The 25399-nt window shown below is 74.0% G+C and carries 19 protein-coding genes; 17 read left to right on the top strand and 2 right to left on the bottom strand.

The features are described from left to right. Window positions 1–148: 148 nt before the first annotated feature. The 9 genes from C8E97_RS18745 to C8E97_RS18705 all read left to right on the top strand — a co-directional run bounded on the left by C8E97_RS18745 (window position 149) and on the right by C8E97_RS18705 (window position 9253). The gene (locus C8E97_RS18745; protein WP_342776234.1) at window positions 149–451 is read left to right on the top strand and encodes a type VII secretion target; all 303 of its coding nucleotides are present in this window, start codon (window positions 149–151) and stop codon (window positions 449–451) included. After that, the gene (locus C8E97_RS18740; protein WP_121006888.1) at window positions 451–4605 is read left to right on the top strand and encodes a hypothetical protein; all 4155 of its coding nucleotides are present in this window, start codon (window positions 451–453) and stop codon (window positions 4603–4605) included. The genes C8E97_RS18745 and C8E97_RS18740 overlap by 1 nt, the downstream gene beginning before the upstream one ends. Next, window positions 4574–5047: a hypothetical protein gene (locus C8E97_RS18735; protein ID WP_121006887.1), complete on the top strand. Its 474-nt coding sequence runs from the start codon at window positions 4574–4576 to the stop codon at window positions 5045–5047. The genes C8E97_RS18740 and C8E97_RS18735 overlap by 32 nt, the downstream gene beginning before the upstream one ends. Before the next feature lie 63 nt (window positions 5048–5110). Next, complete coding sequence (locus C8E97_RS18730; protein WP_121006886.1) at window positions 5111–5551, top strand: hypothetical protein; 441 nt, start codon at window positions 5111–5113, stop codon at window positions 5549–5551. A 315-nt stretch (window positions 5552–5866) separates the two neighbouring features. Then, the gene (locus C8E97_RS18725; protein WP_147455167.1) at window positions 5867–6655 is read left to right on the top strand and encodes a hypothetical protein; all 789 of its coding nucleotides are present in this window, start codon (window positions 5867–5869) and stop codon (window positions 6653–6655) included. A 57-nt stretch (window positions 6656–6712) separates the two neighbouring features. Next, complete coding sequence (locus C8E97_RS18720; protein ID WP_121006884.1) at window positions 6713–7078, top strand: YidH family protein; 366 nt, start codon at window positions 6713–6715, stop codon at window positions 7076–7078. A gap of 2 nt (window positions 7079–7080) precedes the next feature. Further along, window positions 7081–7377, top strand: a complete 297-nt coding sequence (locus tag C8E97_RS18715; RefSeq protein ID WP_170211902.1) for a DUF202 domain-containing protein — start codon at window positions 7081–7083, stop codon at window positions 7375–7377. Between the two features lie 216 nt (window positions 7378–7593). Continuing rightward, the gene (locus C8E97_RS18710; protein WP_121011848.1) at window positions 7594–8883 is read left to right on the top strand and encodes an MFS transporter; all 1290 of its coding nucleotides are present in this window, start codon (window positions 7594–7596) and stop codon (window positions 8881–8883) included. 4 nt (window positions 8884–8887) lie between these two features. Then, window positions 8888–9253, top strand: a complete 366-nt coding sequence (locus tag C8E97_RS18705; RefSeq protein WP_121006882.1) for an RNA-binding S4 domain-containing protein — start codon at window positions 8888–8890, stop codon at window positions 9251–9253. Window positions 9254–9407: 154 nt separating this feature from the next. Here C8E97_RS18705 and C8E97_RS18700 read toward each other — a convergent pair whose 3' ends face one another. Further along, window positions 9408–9767 carry a DUF2203 domain-containing protein gene (locus C8E97_RS18700; protein WP_121006881.1) on the bottom strand — a complete coding sequence of 120 codons (360 nt, stop codon included), beginning with the start codon at window positions 9765–9767 and terminating at the stop codon, window positions 9408–9410. A 231-nt stretch (window positions 9768–9998) separates the two neighbouring features. On the opposite strand from C8E97_RS18700, the gene C8E97_RS35390 reads away from it, so the two are divergent. Next, window positions 9999–11459, top strand: a complete 1461-nt coding sequence (locus C8E97_RS35390) for a PKD domain-containing protein (protein WP_246018989.1) — start codon at window positions 9999–10001, stop codon at window positions 11457–11459. A gap of 44 nt (window positions 11460–11503) precedes the next feature. Here the strand turns inward: C8E97_RS35390 and C8E97_RS18690 are convergent, their stop codons facing one another. Further along, window positions 11504–13702 carry an esterase-like activity of phytase family protein gene (locus tag C8E97_RS18690; RefSeq protein WP_147455166.1) on the bottom strand — a complete coding sequence of 733 codons (2199 nt, stop codon included), beginning with the start codon at window positions 13700–13702 and terminating at the stop codon, window positions 11504–11506. Between the two features lie 451 nt (window positions 13703–14153). On the opposite strand from C8E97_RS18690, the gene C8E97_RS18685 reads away from it, so the two are divergent. The 7 genes from C8E97_RS18685 (at window position 14154) to C8E97_RS18655 (ending at window position 24930) form a co-directional block, all read left to right on the top strand. Further along, on the top strand, window positions 14154–15596 hold the full coding sequence (locus C8E97_RS18685) for a S1 family peptidase (RefSeq protein ID WP_121006879.1): 1443 nt from the start codon (window positions 14154–14156) through the stop codon (window positions 15594–15596). Window positions 15597–15712: 116 nt separating this feature from the next. Beyond that, window positions 15713–16687: a LysR family transcriptional regulator gene (locus C8E97_RS18680; protein WP_121006878.1), complete on the top strand. Its 975-nt coding sequence runs from the start codon at window positions 15713–15715 to the stop codon at window positions 16685–16687. 746 nt (window positions 16688–17433) lie between these two features. Continuing rightward, window positions 17434–17535 (top strand): K(+)-transporting ATPase subunit F, encoded by a 102-nt coding sequence (gene kdpF / locus C8E97_RS18675; RefSeq protein WP_121006877.1) that lies wholly within the window; start codon window positions 17434–17436, stop codon window positions 17533–17535. Beyond that, entirely contained in the window at window positions 17535–19157 is a 1623-nt protein-coding gene (gene kdpA, locus C8E97_RS18670) for a potassium-transporting ATPase subunit KdpA (RefSeq protein ID WP_121006876.1), read from the top strand. The genes kdpF and kdpA overlap by 1 nt, the downstream gene beginning before the upstream one ends. Then, a complete protein-coding gene (kdpB, locus tag C8E97_RS18665; protein ID WP_425470546.1) occupies window positions 19154–21208 on the top strand; it encodes a potassium-transporting ATPase subunit KdpB in 2055 nt (684 codons plus the stop codon). Before kdpA ends, kdpB begins: the two co-directional genes overlap by 4 nt. 28 nt (window positions 21209–21236) lie before the next feature. Further along, complete coding sequence (locus C8E97_RS18660) at window positions 21237–21746, top strand: potassium-transporting ATPase subunit C (protein WP_121011839.1); 510 nt, start codon at window positions 21237–21239, stop codon at window positions 21744–21746. A 427-nt stretch (window positions 21747–22173) separates the two neighbouring features. Continuing rightward, window positions 22174–24930, top strand: coding sequence for an AfsR/SARP family transcriptional regulator (locus tag C8E97_RS18655; protein ID WP_121011836.1), 2757 nt, complete (start codon window positions 22174–22176; stop codon window positions 24928–24930). Window positions 24931–25399 lie beyond the last annotated feature (469 nt).

Below are 25399 nucleotides of genomic sequence, written 5' to 3'. Positions count from 1 at the left end.
ACGGCCCGCGCCGTGCGGATCACCGGGTCGACCGGAACCGGACTCGACGTGATTGCGTCGGCATTCATACAGTGACCGTCGACCAGTGACCGTCGACGACCCGGTGCCCGCCCGGTGTCGGGGGCAACGCGTTCGGGGGGAGATGTTCATGGCCGGATTCGAGATCGTCGCGGAGACGTTGGAGGGTCACGGTAAGCAACTGGACGACCTGGGATCGCGGATCCAGACGGCGGTGCAGGCCGCGCAGTCGGTGAGCATGCCGACGGACGCGTACGGGATCATCTGCCAGCCGTTCCGGATGATGCTGGACCCGGTCGAGCAGTGGGGGCTGGAGGCGTTGCAGGGCGCCGTGGCCGCGATGGAGGCCGCCGGCAAGGCGGTCCGCGACACCGTGACGCAGTACCGCGAGATCGAGGACTCCGTGCGTGACAGCTTCCGGACGGGTTCGTGATGGCGCCGGAGAACCCCCTGGTCGAGGCACCGCCCGCGGAGTCGAACTCGTTCTTCAACGCCGGCACCGGCGACAACGGGTGGGCGACGGGCATCTCCATCGCCGAGTCGGCGATGGACACGTTCAACGGCATCAAGGACGGCAACTGGGTCGAGGCCGGCCTCGGCATGGTCGGGCTGGCCGCGGACGCGGCGGCGATGGCGATCGACCCGTTCGGGACGCTGCTGTCGTCGGCCGCGTCGTTCCTGATGGAGCACATGCAGCCGTTGAAGGAGGTGCTGGACTGGCTGGCGGGCAACCCGCCGGTGATCGAGTCCTACTCCACGACGTGGAACAACGTGGGCGAGGAGCTGGGGAAGGTCGCCGAGGACTACCGGGCGGCCGTGGCGAAGGGCACCGCGGGGTGGGAGGGGGCCGCCGCGGCCCAGTACCTGACCAACTCGCAGGTGCACGGTGACGCGCTGAGCGGGGCCGCGTCGGCCGCTTCGACCGTGGGCACGGTCGTGGGGCTGATGGGGATGGTGGTCGGGTTCGTCCGCGAGATGGTGCGGGACCTGATCGCCGACCTGGTGGGGAAGCTGATCGCCTGGGTGCTGGAGGCGGCGTTCACGCTGGGGTTCGGCACGCCGGTGATCGTGGCGCAGGCCGTGACGGCGATCTCGAAGTGGGCCGCCAGGATCGCGAAGATCATCAAGGACCTGCTGAGCACCATCAAGCGGGTCTCGCCGATGCTCAAGCGCCTCGTCGAGGTGTTCGAGAAGATCATGAAGGTGGTCGGGAAGCTCGCGGGCAAGGCCACCGGGTTGGACGTGCTGGACCCGAAGAACATCAAGAAGGGCGGCTTCCTCCAGACCGGCAGGTCCGATGTCGACGGTCCATCCGGGACCGGTCGCGGCAGCGGTGACGGCAACGGCAGCGGTGACGGCGACAGCCGGGGCAACGGCAGCGGTGACGGCGACGGCTCGTCGCCGTCGTCCGGCAACGCCGGTACGCCGTCGTCGCGGTCGGGCGACGGCACGACCAACACCTCGGGCAGCGGCCCCGCCGACACCACCACCCGGCCGGGCCCGGCCGACACCAGCCCCTCGGGCACGCCCGGCGGCCGACCCGGACGGGGCGACGGCAACGGCTCACCCGACAACGACAGCCCGCGCGGCGGCACACCCCACCCGACCGGCGGCACCACACCCGGCGGCACCAGCCCCGGCACCCACACGCCGACCGGCCGCACGCCCTCGGGGCACACGCCGGGCGGGCACACGCCGTCCGGTTCGACGCCCGGCGGCCACAGCCCGGTCGGCGAGCACCGCGGCGGTCCGGGCGGCAACAGCCCGTCGTCGAGCAGCCACCATCCGGTCGGCGAGCACCGCGGCGGCCCCGGTGGCAACAGCCCCGCGCCCGGCAGCCACGCGCCGGTGGGGGAGCACCGCGGTGGTCCGGGCGGCAACTCCGCGCCGGGCGGGCACTCACCAGGTGGTTCCTCGGGTGGTTCCCCTTCGGGCGGACCGTCGTCGGGTGGGCACTCTTCGGGTGGGCACAGCCCGTCCGGTGGTGGCCCGGCCCCGGCGCGGGTCGACCAGACGCACTCGTCGACGGCCGCGCCGCCGGACGCACCGGCCCGCCCCGACCAGCCGCACACGTCGACGCCGCAGCGCGACCCGAACGCACCCGGCCCGCACCCGAACCAGCCGACGACCGGCCCCGGCGGCAACCCGCCCGGTGGCGCGCACCCCGGTGGTGCGAACCCGAGTGGCGGCACGCCGAGCAGCACGCGCCCCGGCGGTGGTGGCTGGACCGGCACGCCGGGCAGCCGCGGCGACGTGGGGTCGGGCATCCCGAGCGCCCGCACCCCCGAGGGCCCGAGGCCGTCGCACGCCGGCCCGCCCACCACGAGCCCTTCGCACGCGGGCCCCTCGCACAACGGGCCCTCGCACCACGGTCCGTCACCGTCCGGCCCTTCGCACGCCGGACCACCTCACAGCGGACCTCCGCACGCCGGACCGACTCATGGCGGCCCTTCGCACACCGCGCCGCCCAACACGGGACCGTCCCGCCAGGGCATGCCGCACAGCGGTCCGTCGCACGCTGGTCCGCCGCAGCAGCGCGGTCCGGTCGGCCCGCCGCGCACGAACGGCCCCGGTTCGAGCACCCACCCGACCGGCCCGACGCCACCCGTCAGCCGAGGCCCCGCGCCCGCGCCGAACCACCACGGGCCCGGCACCGACAGGCCCGGCAACCGCCCCGACGGCAGCCGCCCCGACCAGCAACGACCGGATCAGCACCGGCCCGACGGCGGCCCGCACGACGTCGACAACCGGCACCGCGACGGCGGCGACGACCGCCCGCACCACGACGGCGGCGACCCGGACGGCGCCCACCACGGCGCGGACGACCGGCCCGGACCCGACGAGGTCAACCGCAGGCACGCCGAGTCCACCCCCGCCGGCACCTCGTTCCACCGCGGCGACGACGACATGGGCGACCTGCCGCACCGGGTGCAGCCCGACCCCGACGGCAGGTACACCGTCGACGTCCACGTCACGCCGGACGGGCGGGCGCGGATCGGCGACCACACGTACTCGCCCGAGGAGTTCGCGGACATCCTGCGCCGCAACGGCGACTACGACGGCAGGCCGATCCGCCTGATCGGCTGCGACGCGGGCAGCAACGACTTCGCCCGCAGGCTGTCGCGCGAACTCGACACCCCCGTCCTGGCCCCGAACAAGCCCGCCTGGACGGATTCCCAGGGCCGGGTCTTCTCGTCCGACTACGACGTCGACGCGAACGGCAACCGCACGCCCCGCATCCCGCCGAACGGCGAGTGGGACACCCACCACCCCGACGGCTCGACCTCCAAGGGCAGCGACGACGCCTTCACGCCCGACACCGCCGACGCCGACAAGCACGACCTCACCCCGGAGGACGCGCGGTCCCGCGGCGACGGCGACGACCCGGACAACGACCCGAGCAGCGACGCGAGCAACGGCACGGACAACGGCGACGCACCCGACCCCGACGACCCGGAATACGCGCCGCCGCCGAAGCCGAGGGTCATCAGCCCCGACGACCCGGCGTTCAACGAGCGGTTCGTGGACTGGGACCGGCCCACCCACCGGCCCGGCGACAAGCCGGACGACCCGCCCCGCCCGATCGACGTGTACGACCCGCCGATCCGCGCGGAGCACCGCGAGCGGCCGACGATCCCGGACGGCAACAAGGACCCGGACTTCCACCAGCCGACCACGCCGGACCCCGTGCCGGAGCCGTTGCGCGGCCTGGACGGGCACGACCCGCTCCGCCCCTACACCGCCTACCCGGTGGAGAACGCGAACGGCACCAAGACCACCTTCTACACCGACGAGAACGGCCGGGTGAAGTGGGTCGAGGCCGAGCCCGGCTCGAAGAGGAACGTCGTGCGGGACGAGGACGGCAACCCGGTCCCGGTCGGCAAGGAGGAGCAGAAGTGGGCGGGCTTCAACCCCGACCTGGCCCACCCGCTGCTGCCCGACGTCCAGTACCGGGTGCCGAACTACCACAACCGGGAGCTGTTCCTCACCTTCCACACCGACCGGCACGGCCAGACGGACTCCATGACCGGCGACGTCGAGGCGGGCGGCCAGTCGTCCGACTACCGCGACGACCAGAAGGAGCGCGGCTCGCAGCGGCGGGCGCAGATGGAGGGCGAGGCGGCGTTCCCGCCGGAGACCCCCGAGCGCCCGCTGTCCGACCAGGCGAAGGAGGACGCGCGCGTCAAGTGGGCGGGCGGCCACCTCCTGGCCAACGAGCTGGGCGGCCTCGGCGAGTACCTGAACATGCACCCGCAGATGGCGGCGTCCAACTCCGGCAACTACAAGGACGGCTGGACGAACGCGGCGTCGTGGCGGGCGCAGGAGGTGGAGTTGAAGAACTTCGCCGAGGCGCCGGGTCAGGACATCCGCAACTACCAGGTGCGGATGCAGCGGGACGCGGACGGCGTGCCGGGCGAGGTGACCATGCGCTGGCAGGAGGTCACCTACAAGACGGACGCGAACGGCCAACCGCTGCTGGACGAGAACAACCGGAAGATCGTGGATTCCGTGGTCACCAAGGAACGCGTGTTCCCGAACAAGCCGGAGGTGAACTATGGACCCCAGGACCGCTTCAAGAAGCGCTGAGCTGGTCGCCGAGGCCGCGAACGCGCTCACGTCGGCCGCGCCGGCGGGCTGGTCGGAGCTGGCGCTGTCGGTGACGGCGACCGCCCTCGCGTACGAGTTCGCCGTGTCCGTGCGGGACGATCGCGGCGCGGACCCCGGCCAGGTCGTGCTGTCGCCGGTGGTGACCGACGCGTTCCAGGAGCTGCGGGGCGTGCTGTACGAGGAGGACCGCGGCACGTGGTTCTCCGCTCGGATGGTGCTGCGGCCCGGCGCGGAGCCGGAGGTGTCGTTCAACTTCGACGAGGACCCGCGCTGGTGGCCCGCGCTGCACCCGACGACGTTCGTGCGGGACCTGGAGGTGTTCCCGAGGTCGGAGGAGCACATCCCGCCGTGGCTGCGCGCCCTGCTCGACGCGGGCGAGGCGGCGGAGCGCGAGCGGGAGGCCGCCGAACCGCAACGGTAGGCTGGGACCGGACCACTACCGCGCCCGGACGAGCGGGCGCGCCGCCGAGGAGGACTCCACACCATGCCCAAGTGGCCGCAGCTCGACCCGATCGAGCAGCAGCAGAAGCTGGCGGAGATCACGCAGGCCGTGGTCGCCACGATGCCGGAGGGCTGGCAGCGGCTGGTGGTCCGCGCGTCGATGATCGGGCAGCACAGCGAGATGTCGACCGGCGTGCAGATGCCGGACAAGTCGGTGCGCGGCTGGGAGATGCCGCCCGAGGTGTGGCGGATGTTCCAGCAGCTGCGCAAGGGCATGTACGCCGAGGGCCTGGGTTCGTGGGTCGGGTTCGAGTACATCGTGGACCCGCCGTTCCGCTACCAGATCCGGTACAACCGCGACGAGCGGCCCGCGTTCGAGGAGCCGCCGTCGCCGGCGGACTTCGCCACCGAGAACCGCTGGTTCCCGCGCGCGGAGACGCACATGACGGAGTGGTTCCGCCGCGGCCTCGAAGGCGCTTCCTGACCCCTTCGCGCGGTGGCCGACCGTCGGGCGCGGTGACGGCCGGGTCGGCCGCCGCGTGTCCGCGGGCTGCGTGTCCGCGGGTCGCGCGTTCGGGGATCACGCGTTCGCGGGCCACGGGTCCGACGGGAGTCGCGGTGTCCGATGTGGACGGAACCGGCCCCGGCCACGGCGGAACCACCGGCGGTCGCCGGGAGTTGTCCCGCTGTGCACGATGATCGCGGTGGGTCCGCGGCAGGGGGTGCGGCAGGCGCTCGGCGTCCGGGCGGCGGGGCCGATCGAGGTCCGGGGAACGAGGTGCGAGGTCCCGTGCGGCGCGTGACTGAGGTGGTGCGGCGGTTGCCCTTCACGACCGCGGTGGTCGTGGTGATGCTCGTGGTCGGGGTCGCGACCGGCGCGCTGTGGTCGGCCGCCGCCGATCGGCCCTGGTACCCGGAGGTGGCGTTCGGTGTGCCGTCGCTGGCCGAGGGGCGCTGGTGGACGCCGGTCACCGGGTCGTTCCTGGCCGTCGTGCCCGCCGCCTACGTGCCGATGGCGGGCACGTTCGCGTTGTTCGTCGGTGCGGCGGAGTGGGTGCGGGGCACGCGGTACGCGGCGGTCGTCGCCGTCGCGGGCCAGCTCGGCGCGGTGCTGCTGAGCGCCGCGCTGCTGGCGGTGCTGCGGTGGACCGGGTGGGACTGGGCCGAGCGCACCGCCGGCACGCTGGACGTCGGGTTCTCCGCCGGGTCGCTGTGGGTGGCGGCGCTGCTGTCCGCGTCCGCGCCGCCGCCGTGGCGGTCGAGGGTGCGGCTGGGGCTGGCGCTCTACGTGGTGGGGTCGTTCGCCTTCGTCGGCACCCTGTCGGACTGGGAGCACCTGGTGGCCGGCGTCGCGGGGCTGGTGGTGGCCCGCTCGCCGCGCGACCGGGTGCCCCGGCGGGAGGCGGTACCGGTGGCGGTGGCCGTGCCGGTGCTCGTGGTGGCCGTCGGGGTGGGGTTGAGCGTGTTCCTGCCGTCCGCCGGCCCGCTCGGCGACACGTCGCGGCCGGCGACCCTGGCGATCGCGATCCCGCTGGTGCTGCTGGCGGCCCCGCTGCTCGCGTTCGCCGGGCGACGGCCAGTGTCCTGAGTGGACCGCGCACCGGCTATGGTCCGGGTGCCACGACACGCTGGGAGGTGATGCGTCGTGCCCCCGCCTGACCGCGACAGGCGACCGCGGAGCGTCTACGGCTCCGGGAACGAACCCGACTACCGGTTCAGCTTCGCGAACGAGCGGACGTTCCTGGCGTGGATCCGCACGGCACTCGCCCTGCTCGCGTGCGGGGTGGCGGTGGACGCCGTCGACCTCGGCCTGCCCGACGCGTTGGAGCCCGCGCTGGCGGTGCTGCTGATCGGGCTGGGCCTGGTGTGCGCGGTGGTGTCGTGGGTGCGGTGGGCGCGCAGCGAGCGCGCGATGCGGCACGACGAGCCGCTGCCGTCGTTCGCGATCGGGCTGGTGCTGGTCGTCGGCGTCGTGGTGGCGGCGGTCGTCGTGCTGGTGCTGAAGGCGTAGCGGTGGACCGGGGCGCGCAACCCGAGCGCACCGCGCTGGCGTGGCAGCGCACGGCGTTGGCGATGATCGCGGGCTCGGCGGTGCTGACGAGGCTGACCGTCGACCGCGTCGGACCGCTCGCGCTGGTGGGGCTGGTGGTCACCGTGTCGCTCGGGCTGGTGGTGCTCGTCGCCGCGCGGTGGCGCTACCGGGAGGGGCGGCGGGGCAGACCGGGCGGCGCGGGCCTGCCGCTCGCGGTCGCGGTCGGCACGGTGGCGATGATCGTGGTGGAGTCGGTGGCCCTGCTGCTGCCGCGCTGACCGCGTCACCCCGAGCGGCGGGCGTCCCGTCGGCGGCGGCTCCCGTGTGGTCGTGGGCGGTGTTGCGCGTCCCACACCGCCTTGTTCGCACGAGTGCTAGGCGTGGCCGCCCGATCCTCCTACGGTGGGACGGGGTCGGTCCGGTCCCGGAACCAGGCTGTCCGCTGAACGAACGTCGCCGCGGGGGTGCGGCGCCAGCCCGAGGGGGACCAGATCATGTGCGCCGCCTGCGGTGTCCCGAGCCACGAGCCCGCCACACCCGTCGGGTCGACGCCGCCGCGCCGGTTCGCCGCGCTGCGCAACCGCGACTGCCGGCCGTACCTGTTCGGCGCGGGCCTGGCGATGATGGCCGACAACATCGAGCACGTCATCACCTACTGGGTGCTGTGGGAGAAGTTCCACTCGCCCGCGCTGTCCGGGTTCGCGGTGATCAGCCACTGGGCCCCGTTCCTGCTGCTGTCCATGTGGTTCGGCTCGCTGGCCGACCGGTACGACTGCCGGCGCGTCATCCAGGCCGCGCAGGTGCTGTTCATGGCGGTCTCCGTCGCGTGGGGCGTGCTGTTCCTCACCGACTCGCTCCAGATGTGGCAGGCGTGCGTGCTGCTGGTGCTGCACGGCGTGGCCGGCGCGCTGTGGGGTCCGGGCGAGCAGTTGATGCTGCACGACTTCGTCGGCCCGGACGAGCTGCCCAGCGCGGTGCGGCTCAACGCGACCTTCCGCAGCCTCGGCATCCTGTTCGGCCCCGTGGTCGGGTCCGCGCTGCTGCTCGGCCTCGGCCCGACGGCGGGCATCCTGGTGAACGTCGCCTTCTACCTGCCGCTGACGGTGTTCCTGTTCCGCACGAGGTTCACCGGCCACACCCGCGACCGCCACGCCCGGCCGAGGGTGGGCGCGCTGGAGTCGCTGCGCGTGCTGCGCGAGGTCGGGACCAACCGGACGCTGATCAGCATGATCGTGTTGGCGGGCCTGGGCTCGTTCTTCGTCGGGGCGTCGCTCCAGACGTCGATGCCGATCTTCGCCAACGACCTGGGCGCCGGTAGCGCGGGCACGGCCTACGGCGTCCTGCTGTTCGCCAACGGCGCGGGCGGCGTGCTCGGCGGCATCCTGCTGGAGGTGACCCGCCGGATACCGTCGACGGTGACCGCGGCCGTGGTCGCCACCGGCATCTACGGCGTCACCAGCCTGGGGTTCGCGGTCACCGGGAGCTACCTGCTCGCGGTGGTGCTGCTGCTGGTGGGCGGCGTCGCGCACCTGGCGTCGCTGTCGATCACGCAGACGGTCGTGCAGCTGCTGAGCCCGCCCGCCGACCGGGGCCGCGTCCTGGGCGTCTACGGCATGTCGTCCGGTGGTCTGCGCACCGGCAGCGGCTTCACCGTCGGCCTGCTCGGCGCGGCCGTCGGGGTGCACGTGTCGCTGGCGCTCAGCGCCCTGGCCCTGTGCCTGGGCACCGCTGCCGCCGCCGTCCACGCGCTGCGCGGCCGTCGGGCGGCTGAAGGCATGATGTAGGGCTGTGGAGTCGACGCGCGTGGACCGCTGGCTGTGGGCGGTCAGGCTGACCAAGACCCGTCCCGACGCGGCGGCGGCCTGCCGGGGTGGGCACGTGCGCGTCAACGGCCACCCGGCCAAGCCCGCGACCACGGTGTCGCCGGGTGACGAGGTCCGCGCGCGGGTGGGCGACACGACGCGGGTCGTGGAGGTCGTGCGGGTGATCCAGAAGCGGGTGGGCGCGGCCGACGCGGCGACGTGCTACCTCGACCGCACACCCGCGCCGCCGCCGTTGGCCGCGGTGCCGGTCGCGCGCCGGGAGCGCGGCGCGGGGCGTCCGACCAAGCGGGAACGCCGCGTGCTCGACAGGTTCCGCGCCGGGGACCGCTGACCCGGCGGGCCGGCCGTCCGGCGGCTTCGGTCAGGCGGGGCCGGTTGCACCGGTCACGAGGCTCGGGCCGGGCGCGGCGGGCGGCCTGGCGCAGGCGGGCCGGAACAGCGGGCCGGCGCGGGCGGCTCGGGGCGGGCAGGTCACAGCGGGCAGGTCAGGGCAGCCGGCGGCGACCGGCGAACCCCAGGTCGGCCCGGTGGTACCAGGTCAGCTCCTGGTCGCCCTCCAGCCAGCACAGCAGCACCGGCACGCCGGCCAGGTCGGCCGGGAAGTCGACCAGCAGCGGGGCGAACCCCTTCAGCTCCGCGCCGGTGGCCTGCACCGCGCTCATCAGGTCGTCCAGCCTGGCCTGCGCCGCCTTGAACTCGGCGAGCCCGCCCAGGTCCGTCGGCGTCCCCGCGCCGAGGGCGGCGGACAGCTCGGCGGCGTCGGCCCGCAGCGCGACGATCTCGTCCAGCACCGGCCGCAGCCGTTCGAGCTCGCGCCGCGCCTCGGGCAGGGTGAAGAGTCCCAACGTCCTACCTCGCCGAGTGGGTCGATGATCGCACCAACCCAGGTTACGCCCCGCCGCCGCTCCGCTCCGCCGCCGCGTGCCGGTGCGCGCCGTTCGAGTGGCCTTGATCGGCTGTCCGAGTGCACCTCGCGCCCGACGCCCGCACCGGAGCGGGCGTCCGCTCCTAGCGTCGGGTGCCGTCGGGGGTCACGTCCAGCGGAGTCGGGGACCACCTCCAGAGGGGAACACCACATGATCCCGTCCGAGAGACCGGGCCCGCGCGGTCTGCTGATCGCGCTGGCCGCGCTGCTGCTCGGCCTGGCCGTGCCGGGCGTCGCGCACGCCGCGCCGCCCGCCAACGACGAGTTCGACCTGGCCGCGCCGATCCGCGCGCTGCCGTTCCGCACCACCCTGTCGACCACCGAGGCGACCCGCGCGGAGGACGACCCGTACGACTGCGCCCACGCCGGGCACACGCTGTGGTTCAACTACCTCCCGCCCGTCGACGCCCTGGTCGAGGTGTCGACGCTGGGCAGCGACCACGACACGGTCGTGGCCGCCTACTCCGGCAAGCGCGGTTCGCTGGCGCACCTGGGGTGCAACGACGACTTCGGCGGCGGGCAGCAGTCCCAGCTCTCGTTCCGCGTCAAGGCCGGCGAGGTCTACCACTTCGTCGTCGGCGCGCCCGGCACACCGGGCGTGCTCGACCTGGCGGTGACCGAGTGGCGCGAGCCGGCCAACGACGACTTCGCCGACGCCGAGCCGATCAGCACCCTGCCGCACCGGATGGAGGCGGACGCGTCGGTGGCGACCAGCGAGTGGGGCGAGCCGGGGAGCGCGTGCGAGATCTGGAACCAGACCGTCTGGTACGCCTACCGGCCCACCGAGACGCGCCCCGTCACGCTCAAGCAGCGCTCCTACGCCCACATGGCGGTCTACACGGGTACTTCGCTGCCCGACCTGAAACCGCTCACGTGTGCGACCTACGACGCCTCCACCACGTTCCAGGCCGTCGCCGGGCAGACCTACTACGTGCAACTGTCGCCCTACTACGCGAGCCACTCGAAGATCGAGGTGGACCTCGTCGTCGCGCCGTCGCCGGCGGCCGCCTTCGAGCACGACGCGCCGGACCCGTCCCTGTTCGACGAGATCACCTTCCGGGACGCGTCCCACGACCCCGGCGGCACGGAGATCGCGGCGCTGGCGTGGGACTTCGGCGACGGCGCGACCGCAACCGGCGCGGAGGTGCGGCACCGCTACGCCGCCGACGGCGACTACACCGCCCGGCTCACCGCGAGCACCGCGGACGGCCGGGCGGGCACCGCCACGAAGACGATCCCCGTCCGCACCCACGACGTGGGCATCAGCGGGTTCGCCGTGCCGTCGTCGGCCGTCGCGGGCACGAGCAAGCCGGTCACGGTGACGGTGGCCAACCACCGCTACGACGAGGCGGTGCGGGTCACGCTGTACCGCAGCACCCCCAAGGGCTACGTGGAGGTGGGGTCGGCGACGCAGTGGCTGCCGAAGTCCGCCGGCCGGACGTCCTTCCCGTTCCGCTACACGTTCACGCCCGACGACGGCGCGTTGGGCAAGGTGGCGTTCAAGGCGGTGGTGGCGCTGGAGGCCGGCCGGGACGGCTACCCGTCGGACAACGAGGTCGTGGCGGTCCCGACCAGGGTGAGCCCGGCACCGGCGGGCCGCGCCGTCGCCTGACCGACCGGGCGGGTGCCCGGCAGCGCGCCGGGCACCCGCGCCGGTCAGCCCACCCAGCCCAGGCGCAGGAACACCGACTCGCCGGGCGCGTCGTCCACGCCGTCGTTGTCGACCGCGCCGACCAGGCGGCGCACCGGGCCGTGGCCGACCACCGCGAGGCCCTCGACCTTGTCGTGCGCCGGCGCGCCGTCCGCCTTCAGCGCGGGCAGCAGGTCGCGCACGAGCCTCTTGGCCACCACCGGTTTCGGCGCGCCCGCCGGGACCGGTGCGAGGCGGGAGACGTCCACCCGGTAGACCTTCTTGGTCACCGCCGCGTCGCCGCGCCGGTTGTCGCGCTCCAGCACCAGCAGCGTCCGGTCGTCCAGGGCCGTGACCTCCGACAGTCCGACCCACCCGCCCGCCGGTGGGGCGTCCAGCGGGTACGCCGCGAACGCCCACTCGCCGGTCGCGGGCGTGAAGCGGGCCAGCGTCGCCTGGCCCGGCCGGTCCGCCTTCCACTCGCGCTGCACGGCCAGCCACACTCGCTCGCCCGCGCCGCGGCCGGTGACCGCGACGCCCTCGAACCCGTTGCCGGTGGCCGTGGCCGCGACGGCGGCGGGCAGCGGCACCTCGCGCACCACCTCGCCCGACGCGGCGACCTCCACCAGCAGGTTCGGCACCTTCTTCCCGTCGCCCTCGGCCGCCACCCAGTAGCCGCCGCCGCGGCGCGCCGCGATGCCCTCGCCGTCGTAGCCGACCGGTTCGCCGCCCTTGGTCAGGGTCAGCTCGGCGCGCACGCGGGCGGGCGCGGCCAGCGCGTCGACGGTCAGCACCCGCGTCGGGCGGTACGCCGAGTCGGTGATCGCGACGACGTGGCGGTGGTCGCCGGGGACGCCCGAGAGCCCCGACAGCGCGCCGAACCCGATGCCGTCGGACACGATCGACGGCGTGCCCTTGTTGTCCCGCAACGACACCGACAGCGGCGTGCGGGTCAGGCGGTAGGAGCTGAGCGACGAGCGCACGCCGTCCTCGGCGGAGTCCTCCTCGGAGGACACGACGAGCGTGCCGGTCGCGGGGATCGGCAGCAGCCCCTCCGGGCCGACACCGGTCGGCAGCGCCTGCACGAACCGCGGCCGGCGCGGGTCGTCCACGTCGTACACGGCGACCATGTTCGCCCGTTCCAGGCCCACGAACGCGTACCGGTGCCGCCCGAAGGTGGCCACCGCGAACCCCTCGGGCTCCGTGCCCTTGTTGTCCGACCGGCCGTCGGGGTACTGGCCCTGCCGGATCGCCACCCGCTCCAGCTCGTTGCCCGACGAGAACACGACCTGCCCGGTCTCCGCGTCGAACACCGTCCACGTGCGCGAGCCGCCCCGGTAGTCGCCCTCGTCGGCGGTGCCGAGGGTGCGGTCGTCCAGCCACGCCACCGCGTCCGGCTCGCGTGGTGCGGTGATCGTGCCGGACGGGTCGACGCGGCCGTCGTCCTCGGTGTCCACGCCGCGGACGGTGGCGGAGCCGGCGGGGAAGTGCCGCACCAGCCGGCCCGAGGCGAGGTCCACGATCGCGATGTGGTTGTTCTCCTGCAACGTGACCGCGACCTGGCCCCGGCCGTTGACGCTGACGTACTCGGGCTCCGGGTCCTCCGGCGCGACCTCGGCGAGCCCGGTCAGCTCGACGCGGCGCACCGCCCACGCCGTCGGCGCGCCCTTCAGGTCGACGATCGCGAGGAACCCGGCGGGCGCCTGCGGCAGCGCGCCGTCGGCCACGTCCTCGTCGCGCTCGTTCTCGATCGCGACGGCGGCGTGCCGACCGTCCGGTGAGACGTCGATCGAGTCCGGCTGCCCGCCGAGGTCGTGGGTGGCGACGACCCGGCGGCCGGCGAGGTCGACCACCAGCAGCACGCCGGACGGCGCGGTGAACGACTCGGAGGTGTTCACCGCGACCAGCGCCAGGCGTCCCACCACGTCGACCGACGTCGGCTCGCCCGGCACGGGCAGCACGCCCTCGGGCGACAGCCGCCCGTCGCGGACGGAGGCGAAGCCGATGCGCCGGGCCGGCGAGTCGGTGTAGACGACGGTCCGGCCGTCGGCGGTGGCCGCCGCGATCTCGGCTGCGGTGTGCTCCGCGGCGGAGCTGTTGCGGAACACCGGCATGGTGTCGACCCGCTGGAAGCGCTCGGGCACGGTCGCCTGTGCGGGCGACAGGACCGACATGCCCAACCCGCAGGCCGCCAGACCTGCGAGAACACGGACCTTGCGTGCCACGGGGCCTCCAAGCTCGACGACGAAGTGGGCGCTTTGTAGCCCACGTGGGCGACTACCCGGTGAACGGACCGTGTCCGGTCGGGGAGGCGGTCGCGCGGGGTGCCCGGCGGAGCCACGACCGCGCTCGGGTTGTCCGGGGGTTCGCGGTGCGGTGCCCCCCGCCGGCCAGCGTGGTACGGGGTGGGCGGCGGGCGCAAGGACCGATGGGGGGCAACGGATCCGTGGGGGATCGGTGGTGCGCGCGGTTGCCTCCCGCCCGCAGGGGCGAATGCGCGGGGGGAGCGGCGCGCCCGTCGGCCCGGTGCTATGGCGATGTGTGATCTCCCCACCTGATCTTGCGCGGATTACGGTCGGGTGACCGCCGGAGCGGGCCGTCGACAGCCTTCCCGCGCCGCGGCCGGCGACGGTCGCGTGCTCTCCGGCGGTCCCCTGCACCGCGAGGAGACCCACCATGTCCAGACCGCGCATGTCGCCGCTCGCAGCTTTGGCGGTGATGACCACCGTCGCCGCCACCACGGCCGCGTCACCGGCGTCCGCCGCGCCCGAACCCGTCACCGCCGAGCAACCGGTGCCGGCCGCGATGCGGCGTGATCTCGGCGTCGCCGACCCGGTGGCGCGGCTGACGGCCGAGCGTGCCGCGCTCACCGCGGACCGGGGGCTGCGCGCGGCCCTCGGCGACCGCCTCGGTGGGAGTTGGTTCGACGCCGAGCGCGGCACGCTCGTCGTCGCCGTGACCGACTCCCGCGCCGCCGCGACCGTGCGGGCCGGTGGTGCGGAACCCCGGCTCGTCACGCGCGGCGAGTCCACCCTGGTCGCGGTCAAGGGCAGGCTGGACGCCGCCGCGTCCGCCGCGCCGGCCTCGGTGCCGGGCTGGCGGATCGACCCGGCCGCGAACAGCGTCCTCGTCAAGCACGCGCCGGGAGCAGAGGCCGGTGCGCGTGCCTGGGTGGCCGCGACCGGGGTGGACACCGGGGCCGTCCGCTACGCCGAGACGACCGAGCGGCCGCGCCCGCTGATCGACGTCGTCGGCGGCAACCGGTACTGGACGAGCAAGTACGGCTGCTCGGTCGGGTTCTCCGTGCGGGGCGGGTTCATCACGGCCGGGCACTGCGGCGGCGTCGGCGAGACCACGACCCAGCCGGGCGGCCGGTTCGAGGGCTCCAGCTTCCCGACCGACGACATGGCGTTCGTGCGCACCAACGCGGGCGAGACCCCGATCGGCGCGGTCAACGACTACAACGGCGGCCGGGTCGCGGTGAAGGGCGCGCAGGAGGCGCTGGTCGGGTCGTCCATCTGCCGGTCCGGCGGCACGACCGGCTGGCACTGCGGCACCATCCGGTCTCGGGACGCCACGGTCGACTACGGGCCGGAGATCGGCAAGGTGTACGAGGCGATCGAGACCACGGCGTGCGCCGAGCCCGGCGACTCGGGCGGCTCGGCGATCTCCGACGGCCAGGCGCAGGGCGTGACCTCCGGCGGGTCCGGCGACTGCAAGGGCGGCGCGGCGACGACGTACTTCCAGCCCGTGCCGGAGATCCTGCGCGCCTACGGCGTCACCCTGCTGACCTCCGACGGCGGCGGGCCGAACCCGCCGGGCTGCGGCACGGCCGCCACGGGCACCGTGTCGACGGGCGCCACGGCCGTGGAGCCGAAGACGGGGTACTTCGACGCGGCGGCCGGCGCGCAGAAGGGCTGCCTGAAGGGCCCGGCCGGCGCCGACTTCGACCTGTACCTCCAGAAGCAGAGCGGGACGTCGTGGCGCACGGTGGCCTCCGCGACCGGCCCCGACTCGACCGAGGAGGTGACCTACACCGGCACCGCCGGGCGCTACCGGTGGCAGGTCCGCTCCTACAGCGGCTCCGGCCGGTACACCCTGGAGACGACCAAGCCGTAGGCCACGACCGAACCCCTGGCGCGGGAAGGGGTCCGCCGCGACGCGGACCCCTTCCCCGCGCGCGCCGGGCGGGGGTACGGTCGCGGGACCGTCCGGGGGCGGGGAGCGGAGGTCCCGTGGAGCTGGAAGTACGCCACCTGCGCGCACTGGCCGCGATCGACGAGACCGGCAGCCTCACCCGTGCCGCCCGGCGGTTGGGCATGTCCCAGCCGGCGCTGTCCGGCCTGCTCAAGAGGATCGAGCAGAGCGTCGGCGGCGCGTTGTTCTTCCGCACCGAGTACGGCTGCCTGCCCACCCCGCTGGGCACGGAGATCCTCGGCGAGGCGAGGGTCGTGCTGAGCAGCATGTCGGCGATCGCCGAGCGCGTCGGCGAGTGGTCGCGCCGGGGCGGCCCGTCCGACCCGCTGCGGGTCGGCGGGTACTGCGGTTTCCTGCACGTGGCGGTGAGCCGGTGGTTGCGCGAGCGCCCCTGGTGCGCGGACGTGAACCTCCAGGAGGACCTGGACGAGCGGATCAGCGTGGAGAAGGTGGCGATCGGCGAGTTGGACCTCGCGCTGGTCTACCGGCCGCCGCTGCCGGGCCTCACGACGCCGCCGGGCGTGGCGAGCGTCCTGGTGCACCCGGCCGAGCCGGTGTTCGTCGTGATGGCGCACGACCACCCGATCGTCCGGCCTGGTCCGGTGCCGCTGGAGGACGTGTTCGAGCACGCGTGGGTGGACGAGCCGCCGGGCACGTCCCGCTGGTGGACCTACCTGAACCAGGTGTGCCAGGAGCACGGCGTGGTGCTGCGCCAGCCGCACAGCACGCAGTGCCTGGCGACGCTGCTGGAACTGGTGTTGGCGAAACTGGCCGTCGGCCCGGCGCTGGCCACCAGCCGCGACCGTCCGGGCAGCACCGTCGTGCGCGCCATCGGGGGCGCGCCGCTGTGGCAGGAACTCCGCTTGTTCTACCGCCCGGACACGGTGGTGGCCGCGCACATCGACGAGATCCACGCCCACGTGCTGGACAGCTACGCGCGCCGGCAGGGGTGCAGCCCGGCGTTCGACGCCTGGTGGTACGACCGGGGCCGCGAACTCCTGCCCGCCGTCTGACCGAGACGGTCCGCATCCGCCGTCTGACGGAACGGCCGCCAGCGCATCGACATCCCATCCGAGACTCCATGCATCTATTCAGAGCAACGGGACCACAGGAGGGAAACCACGACGGCGGGGCGACCGGTGGCTACGCAGGTCTTGGACGGTCGTCGGGGACGCTACGCAGAACGGCCACCCCTTCGATCGGGTACGAATCCGCCGAGCGGATCTCCCGTCTGTTGAACGCTGATCCGTCACCGACCCGATAGCGGTGCCGCTGCACGAAGCCGAACAGATGGGGGATCGCGACCGAGCAAAGGTCTCATCGTTGAGGGTGATCCCTTTGCTTGGCGTTCCCGACGACCGTCCAAGGCTTGGGAGGCTTCCGGGCGCGTGGAGTCCGTGGTTGCCCTGCTGTGGTCCCGTTGCCTCAAAAGCTCGAAGAACGTTGGAGCGGCCTGGGAGGGCACGAGTGTCCTCGTTGCTCTCGGTAGCCGCGTCCCCCTGATTGGGTGGACGGTCCAGTGAGAGGCAAGTCTCCCGGCCATCAACGTCCCGTAAAGATGCCGGTCACCGGTGTCAAGGGCACGTCAGGCGTGTCAAGAGCACCTACTTCCTGATGCAGCCTTTCCGGCGTCACACGGCCCAAAGGGGGCCTGTTCCAGTCGGGAAGGGAGCGCGTTCATGGCCGACCTGGCCTACGCGTTGCTGCTGATCGGTGTATTCGTGCTGCTGGCGCTGACCGTGCGCGGTCTGGAGCGGCTGTGAGCGGCACCGGTGTGGTGGCGAACGTCGTCGCCGGCGTGCTCGCCCTGGCGCTGATCGGTTACCTGTTCGTGGCACTGATCCGTCCGGAGAAGTTCTGATGACGTCGACCGTGGCCGGCCTGGTCCAGGTCGGCGTCCTCCTCGTCGCGCTGGCCGCGGTGCACCGGCCGTTCGGCGACTACATGGCCAGGGTGTACAGCAGTTCGCGGCACCTGGCGGTCGAGCGCGCCGTGTACCGGGTGGCGCGCGTGGACCCCGCCTCCGAGCAGCGGTGGGGCACTTATGCGCGCGGCGTGCTCGCGTTCTCCTTCCTGGGCGTGGTGCTGCTGTACCTCCTACAGCGCCTGCAACCGCTGCTGCCGCTCGACTTCGACCGGGGCGCGGTGCCGCCGGCGATGGCGTTCAACACCGCGGTCAGCTTCGTGACGAACACGAACTGGCAGTCGTACGTGCCGGAGGCGACGCTGGGCCACGCCGTCCAACTGGTCGGCCTCACCGTGCAGAACTTCGTGTCCGGCGCGGTCGGGATGGCGGTGGCCGTCGCCCTGGTGCGCGGTTTCACCCGCCACCGCGCCGACCGGCTCGGCAACTTCTGGGTCGACCTGGTGCGCGGCACCGTCCGCATCCTGCTCCCCGTGGCGTTCCTGTTCGCGATCGTGCTGGTGGCGACCGGGGTGGTGATGAGCCTCGAACCCGGTGTCGCGGTGGACGGTCGGCAGGTCGCGACCGCGCCGGTCGCGAGCCAGGAGGCCATCAAGGAGCTGGGCACGAACGGCGGCGGCGTCCTCAACGCGAACTCCGCCCACCCGTTCGAGAACCCCAACGGCTGGTCGAACCTGGTCGAGGTCTTCCTGATCCTGGTCATCCCGGTGTCGCTGACCCGGACGTTCGGCACGCTGGTCGGCGACCGCAAGCAGGGGTACGCCCTGCTGGGCGTGATGGGCGCGCTCTGGGGGCTGGTGCTCGCCGTGATCTGGACCGCCGAGGCGCACGGGCTGCGCCCCTTGGAGGGCAAGGAACTCCGGTTCGGCATCCCGTCGTCGGCGCTGTTCGCGAACACCACCACGGCCACCTCGACCGGCGCGGTGAACTCGGCGCACGACAGCTACACGGGGCTGGGCGGCGGCGGCGCGCTGCTGAACATGCTGTTCGGCGAGATGACGCCGGGCGGTGTCGGCACCGGGCTCTACAGCATCCTGGTCATGTCGGTCATCGCGCTGTTCCTCGCCGGCCTGATGGTCGGCCGCACCCCCGAGTACCTGGGCAAGAAGCTCGGGCGGCGGGAGGTCACGGCGGCGGCGGTGTCCATCCTGGCGATGCCGACCGTGCTGCTGGTCGGCGCGGGCATCGCGGCCCTGCTGCCCGGCACGCGCGAGGCGCTGAACAACTCCGGCGAGCACGGGCTGTCGGAGATCCTCTACGCGTACGCGTCGGCGTCGAACAACAACGGCAGCGCGTTCGCCGGCCTCACCGCCACGGGCGACTGGTTCCAGGCGTCGCTCGGCGTGTGCATGGCGCTGGGTCGGTTCGTCCCGATCGTCGCCGTGCTGTGCCTGGCCGGTTCGCTCGCCGCCCAACCCCGGACGCCGGCCACGGCCGGGACGCTGCCGACGACGGGTCCGCTGTTCACGACCCTGCTGGCCGGCTCGATCGTCCTGGTCGCGGCGCTGACCTTCGTGCCCGCTCTCGCCCTCGGTCCCATCGCGGAGGCCCTGCTGTGATCGACACCATCAACCGTCCACAGGGGACGGACCCGGCGACCGGCGACCGGTCCGCCCACGCACCGGCCCGCCGGGTCGCGGCCGGGGCGTTCACCCCGCGGCAGCTGCTGACGTCGCTGCCGGACGCGCTGCGCAAGTGCGACCCGCGCCACCAGGCGCGCAACCCCGTCATGTTCGTGGTGTGGGTGGGCTCGCTGCTGGTCACGGTGTTCGCGGTCACCGACCCGAGCGCGTTCACCGTCGCGGTGGCGCTGTGGCTGTGGGCCACGGTGCTGTTCGCGAACCTCGCCGAGGCCGTCGCCGAGGGGCGCGGCAAGGCGCAGGCCGACTCGTTGCGGCAGACCAGGAAGGACGCGGTCGCGCGCTTGGCCGACGGCCGCACCGTCGCCGGCGCGGAGCTGGCGGTCGGCGACCTGGTGGTGGTCGAGGCGGGCGAGGTGATCCCCGGCGACGGCGACGTGGTCGAGGGCATCGCCACCGTGGACGAGTCGGCCATCACGGGCGAGTCCGCGCCGGTGATCCGCGAGTCCGGTGGCGACCGGTGCGCGGTGACCGGCGGCACGACCGTCCTGTCCGACCGGATCGTCGTGCGGATCACCACCCGGCCCGGCGAGTCCTTCGTGGACCGCATGATCGCCCTGGTGGAGGGCGCGCGGCGGCAGAAGACGCCGAACGAGGTCGCGCTCACCATCCTGCTGTCCACGTTGACGATCATCTTCCTGCTCGCGGTCCTGGCGTTGCAGCCGTTCGCGGTCTTCTCCGGCGGCGAGCAGTCGGTGATCGTGCTGACCGCGCTGCTGGTGTGCCTGATCCCGACCACCATCGGCGCGCTGCTGTCGGCGATCGGCATCGCGGGCATGGACCGGCTCGTGCAGCGCAACGTGCTGGCCACCTCCGGCAAGGCGGTCGAGGCGGCCGGCGACGTCGACACGCTGCTGCTGGACAAGACCGGCACCATCACGTGGGGCAACCGGCGGGCCACCGAGCTGATCCCGGCGCCCGGCGCGGACCTGGACGCCCTGGTGGACGCCGCGCGGCTGTCGAGCCTCGCCGACGACACCCCCGAGGGGCGCAGCGTGGTCGAGCTGTGCGCGTCCCGGTACGGCCGGGCGGCGGAGCCGGCGGAGGAGGAGCGGGACGGCGAGTTCGTGCCGTTCACCGCGCAGACCAGGGTGAGCGGCGTCGACCTGGGTGGTCGGCGCGTCCGCAAGGGCGCGGCGAGCGCGTTCGCCCTGGACCCGGCGGTCCGCGAGGTCGTGGACGGGATCGCCGCGCAGGGCGGCACGCCCCTGGTGGTCGCGGTGGACGACGTGGTGCTGGGCGTCATCCGGCTGTCCGACGTGGTGAAGCCCGGCATGCGGGAGCGGTTCGCCGAGCTGCGCGCGATGGGCATCCGCACGGTGATGGTGACCGGTGACAACCCGCTGACCGCTCGGGCGATCGCGGCGGAGGCCGGGGTGGACGACCACCTCGCCGAGGCCAAACCCGAGGACAAGCTGGCGCTGATCCGGCGCGAGCAGGAGGGCGGCCGGCTCGTGGCGATGACCGGCGACGGCACCAACGACGCGCCGGCGCTCGCGCGGGCGGACGTGGGCGTGGCCATGAACACCGGCACCTCGGCCGCGAAGGAGGCCGGGAACATGGTGGACCTGGATTCCGACCCCACCAAGCTGATCGAGATCGTGGCGGTCGGCAAGCAGCTGTTGATCACCCGCGGCGCGCTGACGACCTTCAGCGTGGCCAACGACCTGGCGAAGTACTTCGCGATCCTGCCCGCGATGTTCGCGGCCATCCACCCGCAGCTGGGCGTGCTCGACGTCATGCGCCTGGGTTCGCCGCAGTCGGCGATCCTGTCGGCGGTGATCTTCAACGCCCTGATCATCGTGGTGCTGATCCCGCTGGCGCTGCGGGGCGTCCGGTACACACCGGCCGGCGCGTCGGCGCTGCTGCGGCGCAACCTGCTGGTGTACGGCGTCGGCGGGGTCGTGACCCCGTTCGTCGGCATCTGGCTGATCGACCTGCTCGTGCGACACATCCCAGGGATCGGGTGACACCGTGGACGACTTCGGCAAGCAGGCGATGGCGGGACTGCGCGTCCTGCTGGCGTTGACCGTGCTCACCGGGGTGCTGTACCCGGCGGCGGTGTGGGGCGTGTCCCGGCTGCCGGGGCTGCACGCCAACGCGGAGGCCGTGGGCACCGCGCTGGTCGGCGTGGACCGGGAGGGCGACCGGTGGTTCCGGACCCGGCCGTCCGCCGCGACGCCGCCCGCCTCGGGCGGGTCGAACAAGGGCGAGCGCGACGCCGGCCAGGACGCGGTGGTCGCGGAGCGCCGGGCCGCCGTCGCCGCGCGCGAGGGCGTGCCGGCGGACCGGGTGCCCGAGGACGCGGTGACGGCGTCGGCGTCCGGCCTCGACCCGCACATCAGCGCGGCGTACGCGGACCTCCAGGTGCCGCGCGTGGCCAGGGCGCGGGGGCTGGCGGAGGACCGCGTCCGGGCGCTGGTCTCGGCGCACACCGAGGGGCGCGCGGCGGGTGTGCTGGGCGAGCCCGGCGTCAACGTCACGGCGCTCAACAGGGCGTTGGGCTGACGCGGGCCGCCAGGGCCGTCGGGGCCGTCGTTCGGCGGCCCCGGCGGTGGCTGGCGGTGGCTGGTGGTGGCTGCTGGCGGTTGGCTTAGGGCAGTGCGGCTCCCCGGGCGGGGTCGCTGACGGATCAACGTCAAACAGATGGGAGATCCGCGCGGCGGATTCGTACCCGATCGAAGGGGTGGTCGTTGTGCGTAGCGTTCCCGACGACCGTCCAAGACCTGCGTAGCCCCCGGTCGCCTCGCCGTCGTGGTTCCCCTGCCGTGGTCCCGTTGCTTCAAGAGAATGCATGGCGAATGCATGGAGACTCGAAGTGGACCGCGGGTTCGGTGGTTTCATAGCCTGGGGCGCGCGATCGGGCACGGCCGGTCGCGCGGGACAGCGCGGCCGGTGGTGTCCGGGCGGAGGCACTCGGCGGCCGGGAGTGGTGATGGGGGTTCGGATCGCCCTGTTGGGCGAGGTCACGGCGCACGTGCGCGGGCAGCGCGTCGAGCTGGGGCCGGCGAAGCAGCGGTGCGTGCTGGCCGCGCTGGCGGTCGACCTCAACCGCGCCGTGTCCGCGGACCGGCTGGCCGAGCGCGTCTGGGGCGCGGACCAGCCCCGGCGGGCGCGGGCCACGCTGTCCAGCTACGTGTCCCGGTTGCGGCAGCTCACGGCGGAGGTCCGCGTGGAGCGGCGCGCGGGCGGGTACGCGCTGGTCGCCGACGAGGACGTGGTGGACCTGCACCGGTTCCGCAGGCTGTGCGCGCGGGCCGCCGGCGGTGGTGACGAGCGGACCGCGGCGGTGCTGTCCGAGGCGCTGGAGCTGTGGCGCGGCGAACCGCTGGGCGGGCTGGAGGGCGACTGGGCGTCCGCCGAGCGCGACCGGTTGCGGCAGGAGCGGTTGCGCGCCGAGTGCGAGCTGACCGACGCGCTGCTGCGCCTGGGCCGGGGCGAGGGGCTGGTGGCTGAGCTGTCGGCCCGTGCCGCCGAGCACCCGTTGGACGAGCGGGTGGCCGCGCAGTACATGCTCGCGCTGTACCGGGGCGGTCGGGCCGCCGACGCCCTGGAGCACTACCGGCGGGTGCACGCCCGGCTGGTGGCCGAGCTGGGCGTGGAGCCCGGCGCGGCGCTGCGGGAGCTGCACCGGCGGGTGCTGGCCGGCGACCCGGCGCTGAGCGGCGTCGCGCGGGCGTCCGCCGCCGTGCCGCGCGGGCTGCCCGCGCCGCCCGCGCCGTTCGTGGGCAGGCGCGACGAGCTGGACCGGCTCGACGCCGCGCTCGACCAGGCGGGCGGCACGGTGGTGATCTCCGCGATCGCGGGCGCGGGCGGCATCGGGAAGACGTGGCTGGCGTTGCACTGGGCGCACCGCCACCTCGACCGGTTCCCGGACGGGCAGCTGTTCGCCGACCTGCGCGGGTTCAGCCCGGACGGCGCGCCGCTCGCCACCGAGGCGGTGCTGCGCGGCTTCCTCGACGCCCTCGGCGCGGACCGGGCCAGGGTGCCCGTCGACCCGCACGCGCGGGCCGCCCTGTTCCGCAGCCTGGTGGCGGACAAGCGGGTGCTGATCGTGCTGGACAACGCCGCGGACACCGCACAGGTCGCCGACCTGCTGCCGGGCGGCGCCAGCTGCACCGTGCTGGTGACCAGCCGCAACCGGTTGACCGGCCTGATCGCCGGCCACTCGGCGCACCACCTGCCGCTGGACGTGCTCACCGACGCGGAGGCGCGGGCGCTGCTCGCGGACCGCCTGGGCGCGGACCGCGTGGCCGCCGAACCCGCCGCGGTGGCCGAGCTGATCGGGCTGTGCGGCGGGTTCCCGCTGGCGCTGGGCATCGTCGCCGCGCACGCCGTCGCCGGGCTGCCGCTCGCGGAGCTGGTCGCGGACCTGCGCGAGTCCGGCCTCGGCGCGCTGGACGACGACGACCCGGCGGCGAGCCTGCCCGCCGTGTTCTCCTGGTCGTACCGCGCGCTGACCGCCGACCAGGCGCGGCTGTTCGCCCTGCTGGGCGCCGCGCCCGGACCGGACATCGGCCTGCCCGCCGCCGCGAGCCTCGCTGGCCTGCCGAGCGCCCGGACGCGGGCGCTGCTGCGCGGGCTGGAGCAGGCGTCGCTGGTCGCGCGGGACGGCGCGGGGCGGTACCGGATGCACGACCTGATCCGCCGGTTCGCCGCCGACCGGGCCGCCGGGCACGACGTCGACGCCGCGCTGCGCCGCCTGGCGGACTTCTACCTGCGCACCGCGCACGCCGGGAACCTGCTGCTGCACCCCTACGTGACGCCGATCGACCTCGACCCACCGGAACCGGGCAGCCGGCCGCAGCCGCTCGCGGACGACGCGGCGGCGCTGGCCTGGTTCGACGCCGAGCACGCGAACCTGCTCGCGACCGTCGACGCCGCCGCGGCCGGCGGTCGGCACCGGGTGGTGTGGCAACTGGCGTGGGCGATGAACACCTACCACTTCCGCCGCGGCAACCGGCACGACCAGTGGGCGCTGTGGCGGGCCGGGCTGGCGGCGGCACAGCGCCTGGGCGACCCGGCCGCGCAGCTCCTGGCGCACCGCATGCTGGGCCGGGCCAGTGCCGACGTCGACCGGCCGGAGGAGGCGATGCGCCACCTGTACCAGGCGCTGGCGTTGGCGGAGGAGACGGGCGCGCGCGCCGACCAGGCGCACACCCACCACGCGCTGACCTGGTCGTGGGTGCAGGCGGACGACCACGAACGCGCCCTGGAGCACGCCATGCGCGCCCTGGAGATCCACCGCACCCTGGGCAACCCGGCGTGGCAGGCGGACACGCTCAACGCCGTCGGCTGGTGCGCGGCGCAGCTGGGCCGCCACGACTTCGCCCGTGAGCACTGCCGGGCGGCGCTGACCCTGCAACGCGCGCACGGCGACCGCGAGGGCGAGGCCGACACCCTCGACAGCCTCGGCTTCATCGACCACCGGACCGGTGCGCACGAGGACGCGGTGCGCCACTTCGCGGCGGCCGTCGACCTCTACCGGGCGGTGGACAACACCTACCAGGCCGTCAACACGCTCGACCGGCTGGCCGAGTCGCTGCTCGCCCTGGGACGCACCGACGAGGCCCGCACGACCTGGCAGGAAGCCGAATCGCTGTACCGGTCGCAACAGCGCGCGCAGGAGGCTGACGCGGTGCGACAGCGCCTGGCCACCCTGGACCACGAAAGCGACGCCCCCTCCACATGATCCGCTCACCAACGACCAACAGGCCGCCTCTCGCACCCGCCCCCCGCGAGCCGCCGACCCAATGGCGGCCGAGCCGCCCGACGGAGTCGGGCAGATCCAACCCCGCGAGGCCGCGTCGGTGGTTCGTGGCGCGGGTTGTGCCGATCATGCTTTTCGATCGGTGCAACCCGCCCCGCGAGCCGCCGACCCAATGGCGGCCGAGCCCGCCCGACGAAGGAGGGCAAATCCAACACAGCGAGGCCGCGTCGGTGGTTCGTGGCGCGTTTCTTGTCGATCACGCTTTTCGATCGACAAGAAACGCCCCGCGAGCCGCCGACTCCCAGGCGGCCGAGCCGCCCGACGAAGGAGGGCAAATCCAACACAGAGGGCAAATCCAACACAGCGGGCAAATCCAACACACCACCCAGTACAACCTCCTCGGCCCGCTGGAGGTGCGGACGGCGGACGGGGAACTCGTCCACGTAGGCGG

The organism is Saccharothrix australiensis (assembly GCF_003634935.1).
GTDB classification, from domain to species: domain Bacteria; phylum Actinomycetota; class Actinomycetes; order Mycobacteriales; family Pseudonocardiaceae; genus Actinosynnema; species Actinosynnema australiense.
The sequence above is the reverse complement of the archived record's forward strand: the minus strand, read 5'-3'. Positions and strand labels throughout refer to the sequence as shown.